This window comes from Paenibacillus barengoltzii G22, from assembly GCF_000403375.2.
In the GTDB taxonomy this organism is placed as follows: Bacteria; Bacillota; Bacilli; order Paenibacillales; family Paenibacillaceae; genus Fontibacillus; species Fontibacillus barengoltzii.
Window position 1 is genome coordinate 516667 of record NZ_KE159652.1, and the last position, 22049, is coordinate 538715.

Here is a 22049-nt window from a genome sequence, read left to right on the forward strand (position 1 = left end):
CTCTCATATGGATAGGGTAGAAGAATGGACAAGGAGCGTGCGGACCGTGAACAAAGCCAAAATGACATTCCGGTTTGACAGGGATGGCCGGGAAATCCGGCCAGAACGGGAGATTGCGGAGGAGCCAATGCGGAGGACGACACCCCAATATCGCGCGGTAGAAACGGTGGAGGAATGGGGAGATCCCTTCACAGACCATACCGGGATGGGGCTCACTGTTTTCCCGGGCGGTCAAGACCAGAGACGACGCCAAGATCCGACGGTAACCGATCGGGATGATTGGGTAATGGAGAAGGCGGATATGTCTGTTTACTCTACTGCATCTGCGCCTGATAAGGCGTGGGAAGAGATTTACGGCAATGATCCTTGGCAAACAGAGTGGCAGGAAGATGCCCCTCCTATCTATACCCGTCCACACCGAACCTCCTGGTGGAAGGTGGCCGGCTCTTTGACCGGAGCGATTGTTACGGGCGCACTGTTTGGCTATGTCGTGCTATCTTTATTTAATCAGGAGGTCGAGCTCCCTCTTCCGGGAATCAATACGAACACGACGCAGCAGGAGGAAAAGGGAGACACCGCAAGCCAGCCAGCCATGGGGGAGATTGAAGGAGAGGACCCCGCCAAAGAGGACAACGCTCCGCTCATTAGTGTCGCATTGCCGGAACAGACCTACTACTTTTTGCAATATGGCGTGTTTAGCACAGCCCAGGGTGTACAGCTGGCACAAGAAGAGCTGCAGGCGTCCGGCATTGCAGCGGCGCGGGATACGGTCGACGAGAAGCGGGTATATGCCGGGGTTTCCACGGATCGTGAGCAGTCGAAACTGCTGACCGGCCAACTCAAGGCGGCAGGCGTGGAGCTGATTTTGCACGAGATTTCGTTACCAGCAGTGGCCAATGTTCCTTTTGCCGGCGAACGTGAAGCTTTGGAAGGGTTTATGGCGCAAAGTGCAGAGCTGGTTGATCTGCTTAGCACTTCATCCGCTGCGCTATTAACCGAAGCGGACCCGCAACCGCAGCAGCATCCGGAATTGGAACAATTGGGTGCCAAGCACCAAGCTTGGACAGAAAGGGCTTCGGCGATCCGCGGCAAATGGTCCGCGGAGGGAGCCGCCCTAGCCGGGGAAATGGAGAAAGCGATCAACGGGGCGGTCGAGGCCATGAGCGAATATCAGAAAAACAGGGCGAAAACGCTGCTCTGGGAAGTGCAAAATGAGATGATGCGCTTCATTATGGCCGAGCAATCCCTCGTTCACGCCGGAGCATAAATATGCAGCAGGAAAATAGGACCAAGGACAGGGGCTGGAAATAGTTTCCCCTGTCCTTTTTGTGTTTGCGCCTGGGGCCATAATAATCTTATAATAGGTTAGTGTCAAAAAATGGCGGGGATGACAGCAAACCGCTGTCGATTCTTATCTATTTTTTACCAACTTATGCATGTAACCATTCAGGACATCAATTCGTTTTCTACAAAGGAGAGTTCCATAATGGATACCGCAAAATTGCGCCGGATTATTCTTGCTTCCACTTCACCTCGCAGGCGTGAATTGATCGCGTCTTTGGCGATTCCTTTCGAAGTAGTTCCGAGCCATGCCGAGGAATCCTTCGAAGCGTCGTTACCGCCGGAGCAAATCGTGATGGAGCTTGCCGGGCGCAAAGCGGAAGCCGTTTACCGGGAGCTTGATTCTTCGGCAGACCGTAATGCAGTGATCGTTGGAAGCGATACGATCGTGGTCCGAGACCGCGAAGTATTGGGTAAACCGAAGGACACCCAAGAGGCAGCGGATATGCTGCGAAGCCTGCAGGGACGCGCGCATGTGGTGTATACCGGCGTAGCCTGCATAGACGCCTTAACGGGGCGACGCCACGTGGATTACCGGGCGACGACCGTAAGGATGAAGGCTTTAACCGAAGCGGAAATTCAAGCCTATGCTCGTAGCGGGGAAGGATTGGACAAGGCTGGAGCGTATGCGATTCAAGGCCTTGGCGCTACGATCGTTACTGGAATTGAAGGATGTTATTTTAATGTTGTGGGCTTGCCGGTTTCGCTGCTTGTGGACATGTTGAAGGATTTCGACATTCAGGTACTGTAAGCAGGGGACTGAGCTTGCCGCGTTTGGCAGGTCATCGGGAAGTGATAAAGCATATCCTTCCGAAACCAAGGACGGGCGGACTCGGAATAACCGGGAGCGGCCTGATACTATTTCGGAAGCGAGGGATAGCGATGGAGCAAGCACAAACTCCCTATATGCTGCGTGATCTTCCTTCTGAGGAGCGGCCAAGGGAACGAATGATCAAATACGGGGCAGGAGCGCTCAGCCATGCGGAATTGCTGGCGATTCTGCTCCGCACGGGAACACATCAGGAATCGGCAGTTCATATGGCCCAGCGATTGCTCGCCGAATTAGGCGGGTTGCGTGGGCTGGTGGATGTCAGCCTGGAAGAGATGACCATGCTGAAAGGCATCGGACCCGCAAAAGCGATCCAACTGAAGGCGGGGATTGAGTTGGGGCAGCGACTGGCCAAATCGCGGCTGCCGGATCAAGCAGTCATCCGCAGTCCGCACGATGCGGCCGAGCTATTGATGGAGCAAATGCGCTATTTGCAGAAAGAGCATTTTGTATGTCTTTTTTTGAATACAAAAAATCATGTTATTGCTCAAGAGACGCTTTCGATCGGAAGTCTGAACGCATCGATTGTACATCCGCGTGAGGTATTTCGGGCTGCGATCAAATGCAGCAGCGCTTCTGTCGTATGTGCCCACAATCATCCCAGCGGGGATCCTACTCCAAGCCCGGAGGATATCCGGATGACGCGGAGGCTTTGTGAGGCGGGGGAAATTATCGGCATCGATGTGCTCGATCACATCGTCATCGGGGACGGCAAGTTCGTCAGTTTGAAAGAACGGGGCTTGATGTAACTTCAGTGAATTCAAGATTCGCCGTCGAACTTGCATCATTGATGAACTTCGTGATCGGAAGATGACTTTTTGAACAACCGTTTCAATGAAGGTTCAAACAAGTCAGGTTTCGAGCACCAAGAAGGTTGGATGAAGCTAGGGACTGAGTAGCGGAGCGTACATAAAGGTACGTGAGCAACGGAAGTCCCGGCTGAATTCAAGATTCGCCGTCGAGCTTGCATCGAAGATGAAACACCGTGATCGGAAGATGACTTTTTGAACAACCTCTAATATAATAGGTTAGATACAGAAGGAAAGGAAGAAGCAGCATGTTGGGTGGCTTTACAAAAGACTTGGGTATTGATTTAGGGACGGCAAATACGTTGGTATATACGAGAGGCAAGGGCATTATCGTCCGCGAGCCTTCGGTGGTAGCGATCCATACCGACACGAAAAACATCGTGGCCGTCGGAGAATCGGCCAAGAAGATGATCGGCAGAACCCCCGGCAACATTCGGGCGATCCGTCCGATGAAGGATGGTGTGATCGCGGATTTCGATACAACGGCAACGATGATTAAATATTTTATTGGTCAAGCGCAGAAGAAGCGTTCGTTGTTCCAGCGCCACCCGAACGTCATGGTTTGCGTACCGTCGGGCATCACAGCCGTTGAGCAACGGGCAGTTGAGGACGCGACGAAGCAAGCCGGCGCACGCGAGGCTTATACGATTGAGGAGCCGTTCGCCGCGGCGATTGGTGCGGATTTGCCGGTTTGGGAACCAACCGGCAGCATGGTCGTGGACATCGGCGGCGGGACGACGGAAGTTGCGGTGATCTCGCTGGGCGGGATCGTCACGAGCAAATCCGTCCGCGTAGCAGGTGATGAGATGGATGAGGCTATCATTCAATACATCAAGCGCCAATATAATCTAATGATCGGGGAGCGAACGGCCGAGCAGCTGAAGATGGATATCGGCTCCGCACTTGCCTTGGAGAAGGTCGAAACGATGGAGATTCGCGGTCGCGATCTTGTGACAGGACTGCCGAAGACGATCACGATCACTTCCGATGAGATCTCCGAAGCGCTGAGCGATACAGTTGGTGCGATCGTAGACGCGGTGAAGGTCACCTTGGAGAAATGTCCGCCGGAACTCGCGGCAGACATTATGGACCGGGGGATCGTGCTGACTGGCGGCGGCGCATTGCTGCGTAATCTGGATAAACTGCTGGCCAGCGAAACCGGCATGCCGGTAATTGTGGCGGAGAATCCGCTCGACTGTGTAGCGATCGGTACGGGCCGGGCTTTGGATAATATCCATTTATTCAAATCAAAAAGTAGTTCAGCCCTTCGTTCCAAGCGATAATTCGCACGGAAGAAGGCACCCCTGATATCAAAGCGGCGCCGTCCTGAATTGGACGGCCAATGCCGTTTTTCCAAGAAATCATGTATGGTTGGAGGGTGCGAAAACTGTTTAAGCTGCTTGGCAACAAAAGATTATTTATTTTGTTGATGGGACTTATTTTGTTTATTGCGGTGATGGGGTTTACGCTGGGGCCAAGAACCAACTTGTCCTGGCCGGAGAAATTCGTCAAGGACACGGTTGGCTTCGTGCAATACGTGTTTTACAAGCCCGCTAGCTATGTAGCGGGCTTCTTTGAAGATATTTCGAACCTGCGTGCGCTGCAGGAGGAGAACGAGCAGCTCAAGATTGCTTTAGCTCACTATACACGTGACAAAGCGACGTATAACTGGATCGCTCAAGAAAACGAACGATTGCAGAATAAGCTCGATTTCACGGAAGCGCAAAAAAGGCTCTATGATTACACCTGGAAAATTGCCCAGGTCATCAGTGTGAATGACGATCCCGTCAATCGCACGATCGTGGTTAATTTAGGGGCTCGGGAAGGCGTGAAAGAGGGGATGGCCGTGACCTCCGAGAAAGGGTTGGTTGGCGTGATCAGTCATGTCAGCAACTTTACGTCCACGGTCCGACTTGCCACTTCAATGGATGCCAAGGACCCGAATTCCAACGGCATTGCCGTGACGGCGCAAGGGAAGGAGAACGACGTCTTTGGCATGATCGAAACGTTCGATCGCGAGCAGGGAATGTTCCTCATGACACGCATTGAAGATGCGACTCCGCTAAAGACAGGAGATACGATCGTCTCCTCCGGGATTGGCGGCGTATTTCCGCGCGGCATGGTGATTGGCACGGTGAAGGACATTCAGGTTGGCGAATATGGGCTGACGTATACGGCTACAGTGGAACCGGCTGCGAACTTTACTGACTGGAAGGAACTGTTTATCGTGTTCGAACCGGAAGGTGAAGGCGAGTGAACAAGCGCAAATTGATTTTGTTCCTGCTGCTGTTCCTCTTGTTTATTCTGGAGGGAACTTTAGTTCCTTGGCTAATCCCTGCGGCATGGCAGACGCGGATTGCCCCGCATCTGGTTTTCGTCGTTATTCTTTATTTCTCGGTTTATGAGAATCGGCATTCCGGGTTAATCCTTGGCCTGGTGTTTGGGATGTTGCACGATATCGTTTTTTACGGAGCATTGATCGGAGCCTACTCCTTCGCGATGGGGTTGTCCGGGTATCTGCTGGGGCTCTTGTCCCGCAACCAGCGGGCACCGTTGCCGCTGATGATGATCGTGGTGCTGCTGGGCGGCCTGTTGCTGGATTCGATTCTGTTCGGGACATACACGCTGTTTGAACTGATTCACCAGCCGTATACATGGGCGTTGAAAAATCACATTATCCCAAACGTACTCGTGCAGTTTGGATTTGCTTTGGCGATCTACGTACCGCTGCGACGGCAGCTCGAAATCATTACCCGCAGACGCTCTCCCGAGGAGAACGCTTGACTTCCCGCTTATTTTGCTTGCCGTAAGCAGGAACTTTTCTGCTTCGGCGCGAATTGATTAGGGGGGAGGGACAGGCTCATGACAGTAAAATCCAACCACGTGACGATTAAAGGCGTAAAAGATGGCCTGGTTTTCCTGCTGGACGACAAATGTGATTTTTCGAGTCTTCTAGAGGAATTAAAGTATAAATTGGAGTTTAGCCATCAACATATTTTAACCGGGCCGATCATCCATGTTGATGTGAAGCTGGGGATGAGACTCGTCACTGAGGATCAAAAGGAAATGATTCTTGATATATTGAAGCAAAAAGGCAATCTGCTTGTCCGCTCCTTTGAGATGCCGGAAGTTGTTCGGGCAGATGCGCCGGGAGCGCTGACGACGATTGCGGGGATTGTCCGCTCGGGTCAGGTGCTGCATCATGAGGGCAATCTGCTGTTTATTGGCGATGTGAATCCCGGGGGGACGATTCGCTGTACCGGCGACATTCTGATTCTCGGCGCTCTGCGCGGGATGGCTCATGCAGGCTTTGAGGGCAATGAGAACTCGATCATTGCAGCTTCGTACTTGTCTCCAACGCAGCTTCGAATCGCGGAAACGATCAGCCGCCCCCCGGATGAATGGGAGAACCGGGAGACAAGCATGGAGTTCGCTTTTCTACGGGAAGGGAAGATGCAGATCGACAAAATCATCAATATCACCCGGGTGAGACCGGACCTTAACGTGTTTAAAGGGGTGTGAATCATGGGACAAGCTATCGTAATTACGTCCGGTAAGGGCGGGGTAGGCAAAACGACAACCTCAGCCAATATCGGTACGGCGCTTGCGCTTCTGGGGAAAAAAGTATGTTTAGTGGATACGGACATCGGTTTGCGGAATTTGGACGTGGTCATGGGGCTCGAAAATCGGATCATCTATGATTTGATCGACGTGGCCGAAGGCCGCTGCCGACTGAATCAAGCGCTGGTGAAGGATAAGCGGTTCGATGAGCTGTATATGCTGCCGGCGGCGCAAACGAAGGATAAAAACGCGATTTCGCCAGACCAGGTGAAGGATATTATTCTGGAGCTGAAGAAAGAATTTGAGTTCGTGATTATCGACTGCCCGGCCGGGATCGAGCAAGGGTTCAAAAACGCGATTGCCGGGGCGGACCAGGCGATCGTGGTCACGACACCGGAGCATGCTGCTGTACGCGATGCGGATCGAATTATCGGGCTCTTGGAGAACTCGCATATTTCTTCACCGAAGCTGGTGGTGAACCGGATTAAGATCAATATGATGAAATCCGGGGATATGTTGGATATTGAAGGCATTTTACAGGTACTAAACATCGATCTGATCGGCATCGTGCCAGATGATGAGAAGGTCATCAAAGCGGCTAACAGCGGGGAGCCGACGGTGATGAATCCGGATTCTCCGGCGGCGATCGCCTATCGCAACATCGCGCGGCGGATCTTGGGCGACACGGTGCCGCTGATGCTGCTGGATCAGAAGAAGGGTGTATTTACGCGCTTTAAGAAGTTTTTTGGAATGGGTGGATAACCGTTGTTTTTTAAACTTAAACATGTGGACTGGCTGATGGTAGGGATACTCGCATTGTTTATGGTGTTTAGTACCCTCCTGGTGCGCAGTGCTATTGCTCCCTATGAGACGGAATTCCAGGGGAATGATCTGAAGACGATCATCTTTTACTTGCTAGGGTTCGTGGTCGTGTTCGGTATGGCTTTGGTGGATTACCGTACGTTGCTTCGGTACAGCTGGTATGTGTACGGGGCAGGCTGCGTGCTGCTGGTGCTCGTCTACCTGTTTGCGCCGGAAATCAACGGGGCGCGCAGCTGGTTCAAGATTGGCGGGTTACAATTTCAGCCGGCCGAATTGGTTAAAGTTATTCTCATTTTGACGACAGGCTATTTATTAGGCAAAAAAATGGGGCAACCGCTTCACTTCCGGCGCGATATTATTCCGATCACGCTGGTGACGCTGCTGCCGTTTTTTTTGGTGTTGATTCAACCGGACTTGGGAAATGCGATCATTTATCTCGTCGTGTTAGTAGGGATGCTGTGGATTGGCAATGCCAGATACAGCCATGTTTTGATCGGTTTAGCTGCGGCGGTCGCGGGATTGATATTGTTTGTCACATTGTTTAACGCCTATAATACGCAGATTCAAGACTATTTGGAGAAACATCGGAAGCTTCACTGGTACCAGCGGATCAACACGTTTATCAACCCGGATCAAGCGTCGAGCGACGATCGGCACCAATCCAACTACGCCAAGATCGCTATCGGCTCCGGGGGACTGCTCGGCGACGGTTACATGAAAGGCGACTTAAAGAACAAGAAATTCGTTCCGTATCCGTATTCGGACTCGATTTTTGTTGTCGTTGGCGAGGAGTTTGGGTTCATCGGGGCTTCCGTGCTGCTGCTGCTCTACTTCTTGTTCATTTACAGGATGATCTTAATCGCCCTGCATTGTATCGATAAACGAGGCGCGTACATGATTGTGGGGATCGTAGCGATGTTTCTGTTTCAAATTTTCGAGAACGTCGGGATGATGATCGGTCTGATGCCGATTACCGGGATTACACTGCCGTTCATCAGCTATGGAGGAACTTCGCTGCTGATCAATATGTTATGTATCGGACTGGTGTTCAGCATTAAGCTGCATCAGGAGAAATATAAGGTGGATTAGGATAAACCGGTGCCGGGAGCACCGGTTTTTTTGATGGGCTGGGCTACCGACTTCTGGGTGATTTCGCAGGTGCGATTCGATAACCCCAAGCTTGTTCATATTCCATTCCTGTGGCTCATAAGTATGAAGTACAGGCCCTGCCAGAGAGCAGGCAGCGGCAGAACGGATGACTTATGGGACAACCACGATATTGTGGAGCGGAGTGGGGGGTTAAGAGCATGGACGTGAAGTCAAATGTCAAAAAGCGGAGAGCGGAGCGGATCCGGCAACTGACGATGGAAGACGCCGTAGGGCCGTTGCCGACGGATCCGGGCTGGGGATCTGCTCCTGGACGAGCAGTTGCGCCTCCAAGAATCAAACCACGGCCTGCGAGTTCAGGTCAGGACGACAGCGATCCCGATCCTGAGTTGTTATGGAAGCGCGGGAAAGGCCGCTGGCAGGATCCTTATGCAGGCGCCTATGGGGGCGGAAAAGGTGACGACGAGCTCATGGGTCCCGGATCAGGAAGAAGTCCGACGTTCTGGTCCGCGATGTTCGTTCGCCTAGTGATCAGTACGTTGCTGTTTGCGGCGATCTGGGGCATGAACCGCTATGAGCCAGCCTGGGCGACGCCCATCCGCGCATTTATTGCTAAGTCGCTGACCGTGGAGATGGATTTCCAAGCGGCCCAAGCCTGGTATGAACGTTATTTCGGCGGGGCGCCATCCTTTATTCCCATTTTTAAAACCAATGAAGATCATGGGCTGAGAGTAGGCGCGACTGCCGCTTTCTCCTTGCCGATTGAAGGAAGCCTTGCCAGTCCATTTGCCTTGAGCCTTAAAGGGGTTGAAATTATTCCTGACACCGGCAGCTTACAGGTCAAAGCCATCGATACCGGACGGGTGGTTCGCGTTGCCCGGGAAGCCGAGACCGGACAAACTGTGACGGTACAACATGCGGGGGGATACCTCTCGGTGTATGGACATTTGGATCAGATCTCCGTGGAAAAAGGGGACTGGCTGGAAGGGGGCGATGTTCTGGGCAGTCTTCCGCCGCGAACGCAGTCGCCTTTGCCGACGCTTTATTTTGCAATCAAAAAAGATGACCGGTATATCGACCCGGCGGATGTGATTCCGTTTGATTAAGTGGCGCGGCATCGCGATTTCGTTCCACCCTTTTTTCGTCATCATTATGCTGATGTCTGTACTGACCGGCCACTTTCTGGAGCTACTTGCCTTGTTCACAATCGTGTTCGTGCATGAGATGGGCCATGTGTTTGCCGCTCGCATGTACGACATTAAAGTGCTGTCCGTTCAAATGCTTCCCTTTGGAGGCGTAGCGGTCATGGAGGATTCCGGGAATCTTACAGCGGGTCGCGAGATCGTCATCGCTTTGGCTGGCCCGCTGCAGAACCTGATGCTGATCGGTGCCTCCTTGCTTCTTCATGCTATCGGAATCTGGGACGGGCCATTTTTGAGCTATTTTATTCAAAGTAATTTGCTTATCGCTTTATTTAATCTGCTGCCCATCCTGCCGCTGGATGGCGGGAAAATCTCGCAGGCATTATGCAGCCTGGTGATGCCTTATTATGCCACGTTGCTCTGGTCTTATCGTATCAGTCTGTTGTTCAGCGTCTTGCTGGTCGCCTACTCATTCTTACCGCTATGGCTCGGATTAGGCGGGATGCAGCTGAATCTTCTGCTGATTGGCCTCTTCTTGCTATATTCCAATCTGATGGATTATCGGAACATTCCCTATCGTTTTATCCGTTTCCTGGTGAACCGGGATCGCAGCTTTTCCAGACATCTGCTGAACGGGACATTGGCCCAACCAATCGTCGCGGAGAAAACGAAACCTTTGGATCATATTTTGCGTCTATTTAAGAGAGAAAAATACCATTTCATCTATGTGATGAACCAACAGGGGAATATCGTGGCGGTCGTTCCGGAACAACGAGTGATTTCCTCTTTCTTACAGGGAGGGTCCGGGGCTTGAAGCGCGACAGACGTGATATAATGGAACGGGCATGTTACTTGATAATGAGCGAGTTCATGATCAATGGATGACGAAAGTATGAAGGGTGAGATCATGAAGAGGATGATTGTTCACTGCGGACCTGGCTCTACCGAAATTGCGCTTCTCGAAAACGGCAAACTGGTGGAATATGCGGCGGAGCGTTCTCAACATCGGGGATTGGTTGGCAGCTTTGTGAAAGGCAAAGTGGCGAATGTCATTTCGGGGATGCAGGCCGCTTTTGTGGATATCGGTCAAAAAAAGAATGCGTTTCTCTATATCGACGATGTGCTGCACCCTCATTTGGAGAAGCAGCCGAAGCAAAAACCGTCGATCTCAGAGCTCCTGAAGCCAGGGCAAGAGCTGGTTGTCCAGGTGGTGAAAGAAGCGATCGGCAACAAAGGTGCGCGGGTGACGACACATTATTCTTTGCCGGGGCGCTGGCTGGTCTACATGCCGACGGCAGGGTATGTGGCGGTCTCCAAGAAGATCGCACGTGAAGAGGAGAAGCAACGCCTCAAGCAACTTGGCGAGGAGTTGCGCAGTGAGGAGGAAGGATTGATTCTGCGCACGGTTGCCGAGGAAGAGGATGGCAAGGCGATCGCGGAAGATCTCGCACAGCTGCGTAAGCAATGGGCTGCTATCCAGGAGAAGGCGAAGCAGGCGTCAGCACCGGTTGTGCTGCACCAGGATTTGAGCATGATCCAACGTTTGATGCGCGACGTGTATAGCCCGGAGACGGACGAGCTAATCATGGATTGTCCGGAGCAGGCAGAGGAGGCGCTTGCTTTTCTGCAGGCGATGCTGCCGGGAGAGACGCCGCGCATCATTGTGCACGAAAGCGAAGTGCCGATCTTCGATTATTATGAAGTGAGACCGCAGTTGGAGAAGGATTTTCAGCGAAAAATTTGGCTGCCGGGTGGCGGCTACCTCGTGTGGGACACGACGGAGGCGTTGACCGTGATCGACGTGAATACCGGTAAGTTCACCGGAGGAGACAGCCTGGAGGATACGGTCTTCCGCACCAATCTGGAGGCGGCGCAGGAGATGGCTCGACTGATTCGGCTGCGGGATACCGGCGGCATTATCATCGTGGATTTTATCGACATGAGCAGCGACGAGCATCGATCGGCGGTTTGGGAGCGGCTGGAGCAGGCGATGGCCGGCGACCGTACGCAACACCATATTTTAGGATGGACCAAGCTTGGCTTGCTGGAAATGACACGCAAAAGAATGCGGGAAGAGATTACGGTAATCAGTTGATTTTTTGCAAGGTGCATGATAGTATATTAGGGTATGTGTCATGAGTTAGCTTGTGCACATGCTGCAACCGCTCCGATCGGGTTAACAAGTCTGCTGGACCAAAGCGTCTAACGGCACCTGAATCAGGCGAGTCTGAGACATGAGGAGGTGCAAGCAAATGTACGCAATTATCGAAACCGGCGGTAAACAATACCGTGTTCAAGAAGGCGATGTTCTTTACATCGAGAAATTGAACGCAGAAGACGGTGCAAGCGTAACGTTCGACCGTGTGTTGGCAGTATCGAAAGGTGAAGGTTTGGTAACGGGAACTCCATTGGTATCCGGCGCTAGCGTAACGGCGAAAGTCGAGAAGCATGGCAAAGGCCAAAAAGTGATCGTATACAAATACAAGCCGAAGAAGAACTACCACAAGAAACAAGGTCATCGTCAACCTTACACGAAAGTAACGATCGAGAAAATCCAAGCGTAAGAAGGTGCGATAACTTGATTATCGTCTCAATATTACGCCGGAAGAATAATGACATTGCAGGCTTCAAAGTGGAAGGCCATGCCGGCTATGCGAAAGCCGGTGAGGACATCGTCTGTGCGGGCGTGTCGGCTGTGACCGTGGGAACGGTCAACTCGATCGAGGCGTTGACGGGCATTGTGATGGACTCCAGGATGAAGAACGGCTTTCTTAGCGCGGATCTTCCTGATACGGTCGATACGGAAGAAGCTGGAGCGCAAGCGCAATTGTTACTTGCCTCGCTTGTCGTTATGCTGAAGAGTATCGAAGAATCATACGGGAAGTATATTCAGATACAGGACGTCATTATTTAAAGAAGGAGGTAGACTACAATGTTGAAATTGGATCTCCAGTTGTTCGCTTCCAAGAAGGGCGTAGGTTCCACAAAGAACGGACGCGACAGCATCGCGAAACGCCTCGGCGTGAAACGTGCTGATGGCCAAGTGGTAACGGGCGGAAGCATTCTCGTTCGCCAACGCGGTACGAAAATCCACCCAGGTACAAACGTAGGCATCGGTTCGGACGATACGCTGTTTGCGAAAATCGACGGCGTTGTGAAATTCGAACGTTGGGGTCGCGATCGCAAAAAAGTGAGCGTCTACCCTGTGGAAACCGCTCCTGTAGCGGCTACAGTCGAAGCTTAAGAGCTATGAATCAAGAGCCCTGGCACGTTGGTGTCAGGGCTTTACTTTTTTACATACATAACGGAAGCCAACTTGGTTGAGGTATGTTATACTGGGTAGGGATGCCAGGGTGGGAAGTTCATTCCGCCCAATCTGTTAGAGGAACGGGGAAGATATGAAACATCGGTTCATGGTGAGGGCAATGATCGGATTGATCGCGGTCGTTAGCCTAACACTTGCTTATTTTCTGAAGTCGCCGATCGGACAGGTCCTCCTGTGCGGGGCTCTTTTCGTGTTGTTTGGGCTATATGTACGGCATCTTCGGAAAGGAGCCGAGATCGAGCGGAAGCATTTGCTGGAATCGGTCCAACGAACGGCCTCTGCGACGCTGGGTCATCATCGCCACGATTGGATGAACGATCTGCAGATTTTGTATGGGTATATCCAACTACGGAAAATTGATAAACTCGCGGATTGCGTGGAAAGAATAAAAGAACGAATGGCCGTAGAAAGTAAAATTTCCAGGTTAGGCATTCCGGCCTTAGTTTTCTATTTGCAATCGTTCCGCGAGGTCAATGGTTCAGTTCATCTGGACGTTGAGATTGAGGACGAACTGCAGTTGGATCAATTGCTTACTGCGGAGCAAGCGGAAGAACTGACGGAAGCCATCGTGGAAACGGTGCGGATCTTCCAGTATAAAGGGCGTTCCTCTTGGGGAGAGACGCTTCAATTAAAGATGTCGATGTACCGTGAGGACGGCGAAGTCATCGTTCGGTTTGAACAGGTCGGATCGAAGGGGAATCCGGAGGTGCTTGTTCGTCTTCTTGATGAAGGAATGGCAGGAATGCGGGTGAAAGCTGACCGTGGTGAGGAGGAAGACGGTTCCCTGCGGCTCCGGGTGGCTTGTGGAAAAATAAACGAGGTGAACGCATGTTTGTAGATAAAGCGAAAATTTATGTTAAGGGAGGCGACGGCGGCGACGGGCTGGTGGCTTTTCGCCGGGAGAAATATGTGCCCGAAGGCGGCCCGGCCGGCGGCGATGGCGGCAAAGGCGGCGACGTGATCTTCCGCGTGGACGAAGGCTTGAGAACGCTGATGGATTTCCGTTATCAACGGCACTTTAAGGCGCAGCGCGGAGAGAAGGGGCGGAATAAGAGCCAGCACGGTGCGAATGCGGAGAATATGATCGTCCGGGTTCCCCCGGGAACAGTTGTCATCGACGACGATACCCAAGAGATCATTGCCGATTTGACGCGCCATGGGCAGGAGGTTGTCGTTGCCCGCGGAGGTCGCGGAGGTCGCGGCAATATCCGGTTCGCGACACCAAACAACCCGGCGCCTGAACTGGCTGAGCATGGCGAAGAGGGCGAAGAGCGCTGGGTCGTGCTTGAGCTGAAGGTGATGGCCGATGTTGGCCTGGTCGGATTCCCAAGCGTCGGGAAGTCGACGTTGTTGTCCGTTGTATCGGCAGCTAAACCGAAAATCGGCGCCTACCATTTCACCACGATCACCCCGAATTTGGGGGTTGTCGATGTAGGTGACGGACGGAGCTTTGTGATGGCGGATTTGCCTGGCTTGATCGAAGGGGCCCATGAAGGGGTTGGTCTGGGTCATGAGTTTTTGCGGCACGTTGAGCGGACGCGATTGATCGTCCACGTCGTTGATATGGCGGGTTCGGAAGGACGGGATCCTTTTGACGATTGGCAGAAAATTAACGACGAGCTGCGGCTATACAATGCCGATTTGGAGAAGCGCCCGCAGATCGTAGCTGCGAATAAGATGGATATGCCTGAAGCTGAAGCGAACCTGGAGAAATTCCGAGCGGAAGTCGCCAAGGTGCGCGGGGATTTGGAGATTATGCCGATATCTTCCTTAACTCGTCAGGGGATCCAAGAGTTGCTCTACCGCGTGGCGGAGCTGCTGGAGCAAATTCCGGAGGCGCCTGCGATTGAAGAAGTTACCGAACTGGCGGAACGTAAAATCTACAAATTGGACAAGAAGGAAGACGAAGGCTTCACGATCCGCCGCGAGAACGAGACCTTCGTGGTGGAAAGTGCGAAGATCGAGCGGATGATGAAACGGATGCAGCTAAATTCGCATGACGCCATCCTGAAGCTGGCTCGCACGCTGCGGCATATGGGGGTCGACGATGAGCTTCGCAAGCGGGGGGCCAAGGATGGTACGTTGGTCCGCATCGGGGACTTCGAGTTTGAGTTCGTCGAAGGCAGCAGCTACTACTGAGGATGGAAAAGAGCACCTTTTAGGTGCTTTTTTTGCTATGGGTCAGGACAAAAAATCATTGCCACCCTGCGTCATATCCGTTATAATGTCCACTATATGAAAACAAAAGTCTCTAAGGAGAGGACGTTCGTGAAGGAGCACTACTATTTGGTTCGTGAGGATATTTTGCCTGAAGCGGTAGTTAAGACATTGCAGGTAAAGCAGCTCTTAGCCTCCGGCGACGCCAAAACAGTCCATGAGGCTGTTGCTCAAGTGGGGTTAAGTCGCAGCGCTTTTTATAAATATAAAGACGGCATTCATCAACTCAATCAATTCGAACGGGAAAGCATTGTGACCATCTCCTTTGATTTGGAGCACCGGTCCGGGATCTTATCGAAGGTGCTTGCGCTGATCGCCGGTTCTGGCGGCAACGTATTGACGATAAATCAGAGCATTCCGCTGCAAGGCAAAGCCAATGTCGTGATCTCCGTGGAAACCTCGCGCTTAACTGAGGAGCTGGATGAGATGCTGGATTCGTTACAAAGCATTCCGGGCGTAAGGAGAACACAGATCGTTGGTCAAGGTTAACAAGGTAAGAGGAGAAATGAGACGAAAAAAACCGTAATTGGATAACGGGAGGGGACGGCTGTGAAGCCTGTGAAAGTAGGACTGCTCGGACTTGGCACGGTAGGGACCGGTGTGGTCCGGATCTTGGAAGGACATCAGGAGGATCTCAGCAGTCAGGTGGGTTCGCCGATCGTCATTGAGAAAATTGCCGTTAAGACCTTAGACAAAGCGCGCAGCATCCATGTGGAGCCCCATAAGCTGACAGAGGACCCTTGGTCGGTCATCCGCGATCCGGAGATTGACGTGATTGTGGAGGTCATGGGCGGCGTGGATCAGACCAAGGCTTATATTTTGGAGGCGCTCGAGCGCGGCAAGCATATCGTGACCGCAAACAAGGATCTGATGGCGCTGTATGGTTCAGAGATTCTGGCCAAGGCGATGGAGCATCAATGCGACGTATTTTATGAAGCCAGCGTGGCCGGCGGTATTCCGATCATCCGCACATTGATTGAAGGCTTTTCCTCGGATCGCATTATGAAAATTATGGGGATTGTCAACGGAACAACCAATTATATTTTGAGCAAAATGAGTCAGGAAGGCGCTTCTTACGAGGATGTGCTGAAGGAAGCGCAGCAGCTCGGATACGCCGAGTCCGATCCGACCTCCGATGTGGAGGGATTGGATGCCGCTCGCAAAATGGCGATTCTCGCAACCCTCGGTTTCCGCACCAATGTGGAGCTGAACGATGTCCATGTTCGAGGCATCACTTCGGTATCGAAGGAAGATATTTTATATGCGAAGCGTCTGGGGTATGAGATGAAGCTGCTCGGCATCGCGGAACGGCAGGATGACGAATTCAGCATTACGGTTCAGCCGACGATGGTGAAGAAGACGCATCCGATCGCAGCTGTCAACGGCGTATACAATGCGGTGTATGTGTATGGGGAAGCTGTAGGGGAAACGATGTTCTACGGTGCGGGAGCCGGCGAAATGCCGACAGCTACGTCCGTGGTTGCGGACCTGGTCGCTGTCGTCAAGAACCTGAAGCTTGGTGTGAACGGCTTGAAGGCCATCGTCCCATATAAGCCCAAAAAGCTGAAAACGGACGATCAAATCGCCTATAAAAACTTCCTATTGCTCCACGTTGACGATAAAGCTGGCGTTCTTGCACAAATCACCCAGGTGTTCGCCGAATACGAGGTGAGCTTGGAGTCGGTCGTACAGTCGCCGAATACGAACTTGGAAGGCGCTGAAATTATGATCGTGACGCATAATGCGAGCAAAGCAAGCATGGATAAGGTGTTGGCCCATTTTGAATCGCTGGACGTCATTCATCGGATCAAAAGTGTGTATCGCGTAGAGGGATAATAACATTAATTCAGAATAAAGGAGTTCTTTTTGCATGAGATATCTCGGATTGCTGGAAACGTACAAGGAATATTTGCCGGTGAGCGACAAGACGCCGAAGCTGACGCTGCAGGAAGGTAATACCCCGCTGGTTCGCGCGGAGAACCTGTCAAAGGAGCTGGGCCTGGACCTGTATTTCAAGTATGAAGGGCTGAATCCAACCGGTTCCTTTAAGGACCGCGGCATGGTGATGGCCGTCGCGAAAGCAGTGGAGGAAGGCAGCACGACGATCATGTGTGCATCCACGGGAAATACTTCGGCAGCGGCAGCGGCTTATGCGGCTCGGGCGGGCATCGACTGCATCGTGCTGATTCCGAACAACAATATTGCCCTTGGGAAGCTGGCACAGGCAATGATTTACGGGGCGAAAGTGATCGCCATTGAAGGGAACTTCGACCGGGCGCTCGAAATCGTACGTGATATCACCGCCAAGCATCCGATCACGCTGGTCAATTCGGTGAACCCGTACCGTATCGAAGGACAGAAGACCGCGGCATTTGAAGTGTGTGACCAACTGGGGAAAGCGCCGGATGTCCTTGCGATCCCCGTCGGCAACGCGGGGAACATTTCGGCCTATTGGAAAGGCTTCAAAGAATATTATGAGCGTGGCAAATCAACTTCCCTGCCGCGGATGGTTGGATTCGAGGCCGAAGGCGCGATGGCGATCGTGAAAGGCGAGCCTATTCGCGAGCCGGAGACGATTGCAACCGCTATTCGGATCGGCAATCCGGCCAGCTGGAAGACAGCGGTCGCCGCTGCGGAGGAATCCAGCGGGCAAATCAACTACGTTACGGACGACGAAATCCTTGATGCATATCGCACCATCGCAGCCAAGGAAGGTATCTTTGCTGAGCCAGCATCCGCTGCTTCAATCGCCGGCGTATATAAACTGCATCGGGAAGGATATTTCAAAGGTGGCGAGACTGTCGTGTGCGTATTGACCGGGCATGGTTTGAAGGATCCAAACATCGCGATTAAGAGCATTGGCGGCGAACCGCTTGTCGTACAGGATACGGAGGAAGCGGTACTGGATGCGATTGCCAAGCTGCAAGGAGCACGGGCATGATTCTCCGGGAAGGCGTCCGGGTCAAGGTGCCGGCGAGCACAGCGAATTTGGGGCCCGGCTTTGATACGCTTGGTATGGCACTTAACCTCTATGCTTGGATTGAAATGAAACCGGCAACCTCCACGGTAATCACCCTGCATGGGGGGAACCTGGAGGGATTGCCAACCGATAAAAGCAATCTGGTGTATCAAGTCGCGCAATCGGTGTTTGCTGAAGCCGGTGTGGCTTTACCGGAACTGGAAATCTCGATGAAGTCGGATATTCCGTTAACCCGCGGGCTTGGCAGCAGCGCTTCGGCGATCGTCGGGGCGCTGTTTGCAGCCAACTTGCTGATTGGTGAGCCTTTGAGCAAGGCTAAGCTGTTCGATATGGCTACGGCCTTGGAGAAGCATCCCGATAACGTGGGTGCCTCCCTGTACGGCGGGATTATTACCGCGGTCTGGGACGGGGCGCATGCGGATGTGCTGCGTATTGAGCCGCCGGCCGATCTGGAGGTGCTCGTAGCCATTCCTGATTTCCAGCTGTCCACCTCCAAGGCGCGTGAGGCGCTGCCGAAGCAGATCAGCCTGCAGGATGCGGTGTACAATGTCAGCCGCACGTCCCTGCTGACTGCGGCGTTAGCCGCTGGCCGGCTGGATTTGATCCCGGCTGCCATGCGCGATCGCCTGCATCAGCCGTACCGAGCTGCGCTCGTGCCAGGAATGGCCCGGATCCTTGAGGAAGCGACAGCCCATGGAGCTTTGGGGGCTGCCTTAAGCGGAGCCGGCCCGACGCTGCTCTGTCTGACGGATTGCCGTCAGGGAGCGGACGAACAGCTGGAGTCGTTTTTATTGGAAGTGCTGAACGGGGAAGGCATCTCTGCGCAGACCATGCGGCTGAAACCTTGCACATCGGGGGCTGTGGAGCTTACTATGGAGAGTGAAGGTTCTTTTCTGGATCACATTCAAGCCTACGGTTTGTGAGAGCTTCGTGATTCGAATAAGATTATTGGTTGAAGCACCTTATGAGGGGAAGTCAGGAGATGAAACGAATAGCATTGCTGCCGGAAGGCTCGGTATCTCATGAAGCGGCGCTGCATCTATTTGGCGATGAGCCGGTGGAACTGCTGCATTTTAAGCAGATATCCGACGTCTTCTTAGCCACGGCCAGCGGACACAGCGATTACAGCGTCATCCCGATGGAGAATACGATTGAAGGCTCCGTCAGCCTTCATATGGATTGGCTGATTCACGAAGTGGATATTCCGATGCAGATTGAATGGATATACCCTTCTGTGCAGAATTTGATTGGCAAGAAGGAAGAGTTCCAAGCGGCCGATCCATCGGACGAGATCGATTACAGCAAAGTGACGAAGGTGCTGTCTCATCCGGTTGCGATGGCGCAGTGCTTGCAATTTATTCGTTCGCAGATGCCTAAGGCGGAGCTGGAGCATACCGGCAGCACTTCAGAAGCGGTAGAGCTGGTGAAGAAAAATCCGGGACAAGGCTGGACGGCAATCGGCACGGCACTAGGAGCTAAGCGCCATGGACTGGATGTCCTGGCTCGCCATGTGACGGATCACGATAATAACTATACCCGGTTTGTTCTGATCGGCCCGCGGCCGCTTGGACTGAACTACCCGGCAGCCCAAAGCAAAACAAGTCTGCTGGTCACGTTGCCTGAGGATTTTCCGGGCGCCTTGCATCAGGTATTGTCTGCATTTGCATGGCGTAAACTGAATTTGTCGCGCATCGAGTCACGCCCTACGAAGAAGAGGCTGGGCAGTTACTATTTTATTATGGATGTGCTTGAAGCGGTTGATTCCGTGCTGCTGAGTTCAGCGATTGGTGAAATCGAAGCGCTCAACTGTCAAGTACGTGTGCTGGGGAGTTATCCCAGCTTGTCATTTGGAGAACAAAAAGCGGAGGTGCCAAAATAATGGCAGAACAATGGATTTATTTAGATGGACAATTCGTAACAAAAGATCAAGCAAAGGTTTCCGTATATGACCACGGCTTTTTGTATGGGGACGGGATTTTTGAGGGCATCCGCATTTATAACGGGAATATCTTTAAATGCAAGGAGCATTTGGACCGCCTATACGATTCGGCTAAATCCATTATGTTGGACATTCCGCTGACGTATCAGGAAATGGAAGATGCGCTGGTCGAGACGCTTCGCCGCAACGATCTGCGTAATGGCTATATCCGTCTCGTCGTCTCCCGCGGGGCCGGCAACCTCGGACTTGATCCAAACCGTTGCCCGAAAGCCTCGGTGATCATTATTGTAGAGCAGCTGGCGATCTATTCGGAAGAAGCTTACAAAACGGGGTTGAAGACCGTATCTGTGTCGACGCGCCGCAACATCCCAGACGCTTTGAATCCGAAGATCAAATCGCTGAACTATTTGAACAACATCTTGGTGAAAATTCAGTCGAACCTGTCCGGTGCGGGCGAAGCAATCATGCTGAACGCGCAAGGGTACGTTACGGAAGGGTCGGGCGATAATATTTTTATCGTGAAGAACGGGGTTATTACGACTCCTCCATGCTACTTAGGCGCTTTGGACGGCATTACCCGCCAAGCAATCATCGAAATTTGCCGCAAAAAAGGCTACAACATCCAAGAGCAGCCATTTACGCTGCATGATGTCTATGTCGCCGACGAAGTGTTCCTGACGGGGACAGCTGCCGAAGTTATCGCAGTACGCGAAGTTGACGGCCGCATCATCGGTGAAGGGCATGCGGGCCCAATTACGCTGAAGCTGCTGGAAGAATTCCGCGCGATTGTTGATAAGGACGGATTGAAGGTTTGGGAATAATCTGACAAGGCCGACAAGAATCCTATTTTCCTTGGTCTAAGAGGAAGATAGGATTTTTTCTTTTCTAGGATGTCAAAAACCGGGCTCCTGCATAGGATGTAATAAATGGGCCCCGGGCGATCATCACGTACCGGAGAAGAAACCTAGGAGGTCTTTATCGCGTGAAAATCCATATTGTGAAAAAAGGCGATACTTTGTTTGAGCTCTCAAAAAAGTATAACGTGCCTCTGGAAAAACTGATCGAAGCTAACCCGCAGATCGCCAATCCAAATCAGTTGAACATCGGTGACAAAGTAAAGATTCCAGCTGTGGCCGTACCGATTGGCGGTGAAACGGGCAATGTTTACAAGCACGTCGTCAAGCAGGGGGACACGTTATGGAAGCTGTCCAAAGCTTGGGGATTACCTTTGCAAAGTCTGATTGATGCAAACCCACAGCTTAGCGACCCGAATCAATTGAAGGTTGGGGACATCGTCAACATACCTACGGGCATGGGAAATCCGTCAGGTGGTGCCGACAACCCTTCTGCGCCGAACGTAGGGATGTCTCCTGTGCAAACTGGTAAGAAGAACACGGCTCCCATCGCCGGTTCTGGAAAGAAAGCTCCAACCGGCGTCAAGCCAGAAATGACAGCACCAAAGCCGGAGAAGGTGGAGCCGGTGAAAACCGAGAAGCCGAAGGAAGCCCCGGCGAAAACAGAGCCACCGAAACAACAGCCAATCAACGTAGAACCGCCGAAGCAGCAGCCGATCAACGTGGCACCACCGAAACAACAACCGATCAATGTGGAACCGCCAAAGCAACAACCGGCGCAAGTTCAACCGCCTAAAGTCGTACCGATGGAGATCAAAGTGGAAGTAGAGCAAATCCAATATGAATCCACGAAACTCCAACCGATTCATCACGAGCCGAAAAAGCATGAACCTGTTCAGATTCAGCCCTATCCTTACCAACCGAATATTTCTCCTGCAAATTATGGGCCGCAGAACGTCAGCCCTTATAGCCATGTGCCCATGAAGGGAGAACCCACAGGGGTTAGTCCTTATGGCTATGAGCCGATGAAAGGCGAGCCAATGGGAATTAGCCCTTATGGGCATGAACCGATGAAGGGTGAACCGACAGGAGTCAGCCCTTATGGTTATCAGCCGATGAAGGG

At 52.4% G+C, this 22049-nt stretch carries 24 protein-coding genes and 1 other annotated feature; all 24 genes read left to right on the forward strand.

The window, feature by feature from the left end; translation table 11 throughout:
• The first annotated feature begins 46 nt into the window (after positions 1–46).
• Positions 47–1267, forward strand: a complete 1221-nt coding sequence (locus C812_RS02510; RefSeq protein WP_016311116.1) for an SPOR domain-containing protein — start codon at positions 47–49, stop codon at positions 1265–1267.
• A 219-nt stretch (positions 1268–1486) separates the two neighbouring features.
• Positions 1487–2092, forward strand: coding sequence for a Maf family protein (locus C812_RS02515; protein ID WP_016311117.1), 606 nt, complete (start codon positions 1487–1489; stop codon positions 2090–2092).
• Positions 2093–2223: 131 nt separating this feature from the next.
• The gene (gene radC, locus C812_RS02520; protein ID WP_016311118.1) at positions 2224–2919 is read left to right on the forward strand and encodes a RadC family protein; all 696 of its coding nucleotides are present in this window, start codon (positions 2224–2226) and stop codon (positions 2917–2919) included.
• Positions 2920–3227: 308 nt separating this feature from the next.
• On the forward strand, positions 3228–4262 hold the full coding sequence (locus C812_RS02525; protein WP_016311119.1) for a rod shape-determining protein: 1035 nt from the start codon (positions 3228–3230) through the stop codon (positions 4260–4262).
• A gap of 95 nt (positions 4263–4357) precedes the next feature.
• The gene (mreC, locus tag C812_RS02530) at positions 4358–5236 is read left to right on the forward strand and encodes a rod shape-determining protein MreC (protein WP_028539267.1); all 879 of its coding nucleotides are present in this window, start codon (positions 4358–4360) and stop codon (positions 5234–5236) included.
• Entirely contained in the window at positions 5233–5763 is a 531-nt protein-coding gene (gene mreD, locus C812_RS02535; RefSeq protein WP_016311121.1) for a rod shape-determining protein MreD, read from the forward strand. The genes mreC and mreD overlap by 4 nt, the downstream gene beginning before the upstream one ends.
• 78 nt (positions 5764–5841) lie before the next feature.
• Positions 5842–6501 (forward strand): septum site-determining protein MinC, encoded by a 660-nt coding sequence (gene minC, locus C812_RS02540; RefSeq protein ID WP_016311122.1) that lies wholly within the window; start codon positions 5842–5844, stop codon positions 6499–6501.
• Between the two features lie 3 nt (positions 6502–6504).
• Positions 6505–7302 carry a septum site-determining protein MinD gene (gene minD / locus C812_RS02545; protein WP_016311123.1) on the forward strand — a complete coding sequence of 266 codons (798 nt, stop codon included), beginning with the start codon at positions 6505–6507 and terminating at the stop codon, positions 7300–7302.
• Positions 7303–7305: 3 nt separating this feature from the next.
• Positions 7306–8451 carry an FtsW/RodA/SpoVE family cell cycle protein gene (locus C812_RS02550; RefSeq protein ID WP_016311124.1) on the forward strand — a complete coding sequence of 382 codons (1146 nt, stop codon included), beginning with the start codon at positions 7306–7308 and terminating at the stop codon, positions 8449–8451.
• A 218-nt stretch (positions 8452–8669) separates the two neighbouring features.
• The gene (locus tag C812_RS02560) at positions 8670–9575 is read left to right on the forward strand and encodes a M23 family metallopeptidase (RefSeq protein ID WP_016311126.1); all 906 of its coding nucleotides are present in this window, start codon (positions 8670–8672) and stop codon (positions 9573–9575) included.
• Positions 9568–10425, forward strand: a complete 858-nt coding sequence (locus tag C812_RS02565; protein WP_016311127.1) for a M50 family metallopeptidase — start codon at positions 9568–9570, stop codon at positions 10423–10425. Before C812_RS02560 ends, C812_RS02565 begins: the two co-directional genes overlap by 8 nt.
• 93 nt (positions 10426–10518) lie before the next feature.
• A complete protein-coding gene (locus C812_RS02570) occupies positions 10519–11706 on the forward strand; it encodes an Rne/Rng family ribonuclease (protein WP_028539271.1) in 1188 nt (395 codons plus the stop codon).
• A gap of 55 nt (positions 11707–11761) precedes the next feature.
• Positions 11762–11850: a sequence feature (ribosomal protein L21 leader region), on the forward strand.
• Between the two features lie 13 nt (positions 11851–11863).
• Positions 11864–12175 carry a 50S ribosomal protein L21 gene (gene rplU / locus C812_RS02575; RefSeq protein WP_009225178.1) on the forward strand — a complete coding sequence of 104 codons (312 nt, stop codon included), beginning with the start codon at positions 11864–11866 and terminating at the stop codon, positions 12173–12175.
• Between the two features lie 14 nt (positions 12176–12189).
• The gene (locus tag C812_RS02580; protein WP_016311129.1) at positions 12190–12525 is read left to right on the forward strand and encodes a ribosomal-processing cysteine protease Prp; all 336 of its coding nucleotides are present in this window, start codon (positions 12190–12192) and stop codon (positions 12523–12525) included.
• 18 nt (positions 12526–12543) lie between these two features.
• Positions 12544–12855 (forward strand): 50S ribosomal protein L27, encoded by a 312-nt coding sequence (gene rpmA, locus C812_RS02585; RefSeq protein WP_016311130.1) that lies wholly within the window; start codon positions 12544–12546, stop codon positions 12853–12855.
• 154 nt (positions 12856–13009) lie between these two features.
• Positions 13010–13774: a Spo0B domain-containing protein gene (locus C812_RS02590; protein ID WP_016311131.1), complete on the forward strand. Its 765-nt coding sequence runs from the start codon at positions 13010–13012 to the stop codon at positions 13772–13774.
• Positions 13765–15075: a GTPase ObgE gene (obgE, locus tag C812_RS02595; RefSeq protein WP_016311132.1), complete on the forward strand. Its 1311-nt coding sequence runs from the start codon at positions 13765–13767 to the stop codon at positions 15073–15075. Before C812_RS02590 ends, obgE begins: the two co-directional genes overlap by 10 nt.
• Before the next feature lie 129 nt (positions 15076–15204).
• Positions 15205–15642 (forward strand): ACT domain-containing protein, encoded by a 438-nt coding sequence (locus tag C812_RS02600; RefSeq protein ID WP_016311133.1) that lies wholly within the window; start codon positions 15205–15207, stop codon positions 15640–15642.
• A gap of 60 nt (positions 15643–15702) precedes the next feature.
• Positions 15703–16989: a homoserine dehydrogenase gene (locus C812_RS02605; RefSeq protein ID WP_016311134.1), complete on the forward strand. Its 1287-nt coding sequence runs from the start codon at positions 15703–15705 to the stop codon at positions 16987–16989.
• A gap of 34 nt (positions 16990–17023) precedes the next feature.
• Positions 17024–18094, forward strand: coding sequence for a threonine synthase (thrC, locus tag C812_RS02610; protein WP_016311135.1), 1071 nt, complete (start codon positions 17024–17026; stop codon positions 18092–18094).
• Positions 18091–19056, forward strand: coding sequence for a homoserine kinase (gene thrB, locus C812_RS02615; RefSeq protein ID WP_016311136.1), 966 nt, complete (start codon positions 18091–18093; stop codon positions 19054–19056). The genes thrC and thrB overlap by 4 nt, the downstream gene beginning before the upstream one ends.
• 59 nt (positions 19057–19115) lie before the next feature.
• Entirely contained in the window at positions 19116–20012 is an 897-nt protein-coding gene (pheA, locus tag C812_RS02620) for a prephenate dehydratase (protein ID WP_016311137.1), read from the forward strand.
• Positions 20012–20893: a branched-chain-amino-acid transaminase gene (ilvE, locus tag C812_RS02625; protein WP_016311138.1), complete on the forward strand. Its 882-nt coding sequence runs from the start codon at positions 20012–20014 to the stop codon at positions 20891–20893. The genes pheA and ilvE overlap by 1 nt, the downstream gene beginning before the upstream one ends.
• Positions 20894–21054: 161 nt before the next feature.
• Positions 21055–22049, forward strand: a 995-nt coding sequence (locus C812_RS22740) for a LysM peptidoglycan-binding domain-containing protein (RefSeq protein ID WP_016311139.1), incomplete at its 3' end; no start/stop codon positions are given.

Excerpts from the sequence above, each read along its gene's own strand:
- C812_RS02515 (WP_016311117.1), top strand. The coding sequence starts at position 1,487 with ATGGATACCGCAAAATTGCGCCGGATTATTCTTGCTTCCACTTCACCT.
- radC (WP_016311118.1), top strand. The coding sequence starts at position 2,224 with ATGGAGCAAGCACAAACTCCCTATATGCTGCGTGATCTTCCTTCTGAG.
- C812_RS02525 (WP_016311119.1), top strand. The coding sequence starts at position 3,228 with ATGTTGGGTGGCTTTACAAAAGACTTGGGTATTGATTTAGGGACGGCA.
- minC (WP_016311122.1), top strand. The coding sequence starts at position 5,842 with ATGACAGTAAAATCCAACCACGTGACGATTAAAGGCGTAAAAGATGGC.
- minD (WP_016311123.1), top strand. The coding sequence starts at position 6,505 with ATGGGACAAGCTATCGTAATTACGTCCGGTAAGGGCGGGGTAGGCAAA.
- C812_RS02560 (WP_016311126.1), top strand. The coding sequence starts at position 8,670 with ATGGACGTGAAGTCAAATGTCAAAAAGCGGAGAGCGGAGCGGATCCGG.
- C812_RS02570 (WP_028539271.1), top strand. The coding sequence starts at position 10,519 with ATGAAGAGGATGATTGTTCACTGCGGACCTGGCTCTACCGAAATTGCG.
- rplU (WP_009225178.1), top strand. The coding sequence starts at position 11,864 with ATGTACGCAATTATCGAAACCGGCGGTAAACAATACCGTGTTCAAGAA.
- rpmA (WP_016311130.1), top strand. The coding sequence starts at position 12,544 with ATGTTGAAATTGGATCTCCAGTTGTTCGCTTCCAAGAAGGGCGTAGGT.
- C812_RS02590 (WP_016311131.1), top strand. The coding sequence starts at position 13,010 with ATGAAACATCGGTTCATGGTGAGGGCAATGATCGGATTGATCGCGGTC.
- obgE (WP_016311132.1), top strand. The coding sequence starts at position 13,765 with ATGTTTGTAGATAAAGCGAAAATTTATGTTAAGGGAGGCGACGGCGGC.
- thrC (WP_016311135.1), top strand. The coding sequence starts at position 17,024 with ATGAGATATCTCGGATTGCTGGAAACGTACAAGGAATATTTGCCGGTG.
- thrB (WP_016311136.1), top strand. The coding sequence starts at position 18,091 with ATGATTCTCCGGGAAGGCGTCCGGGTCAAGGTGCCGGCGAGCACAGCG.
- pheA (WP_016311137.1), top strand. The coding sequence starts at position 19,116 with ATGAAACGAATAGCATTGCTGCCGGAAGGCTCGGTATCTCATGAAGCG.
- ilvE (WP_016311138.1), top strand. The coding sequence starts at position 20,012 with ATGGCAGAACAATGGATTTATTTAGATGGACAATTCGTAACAAAAGAT.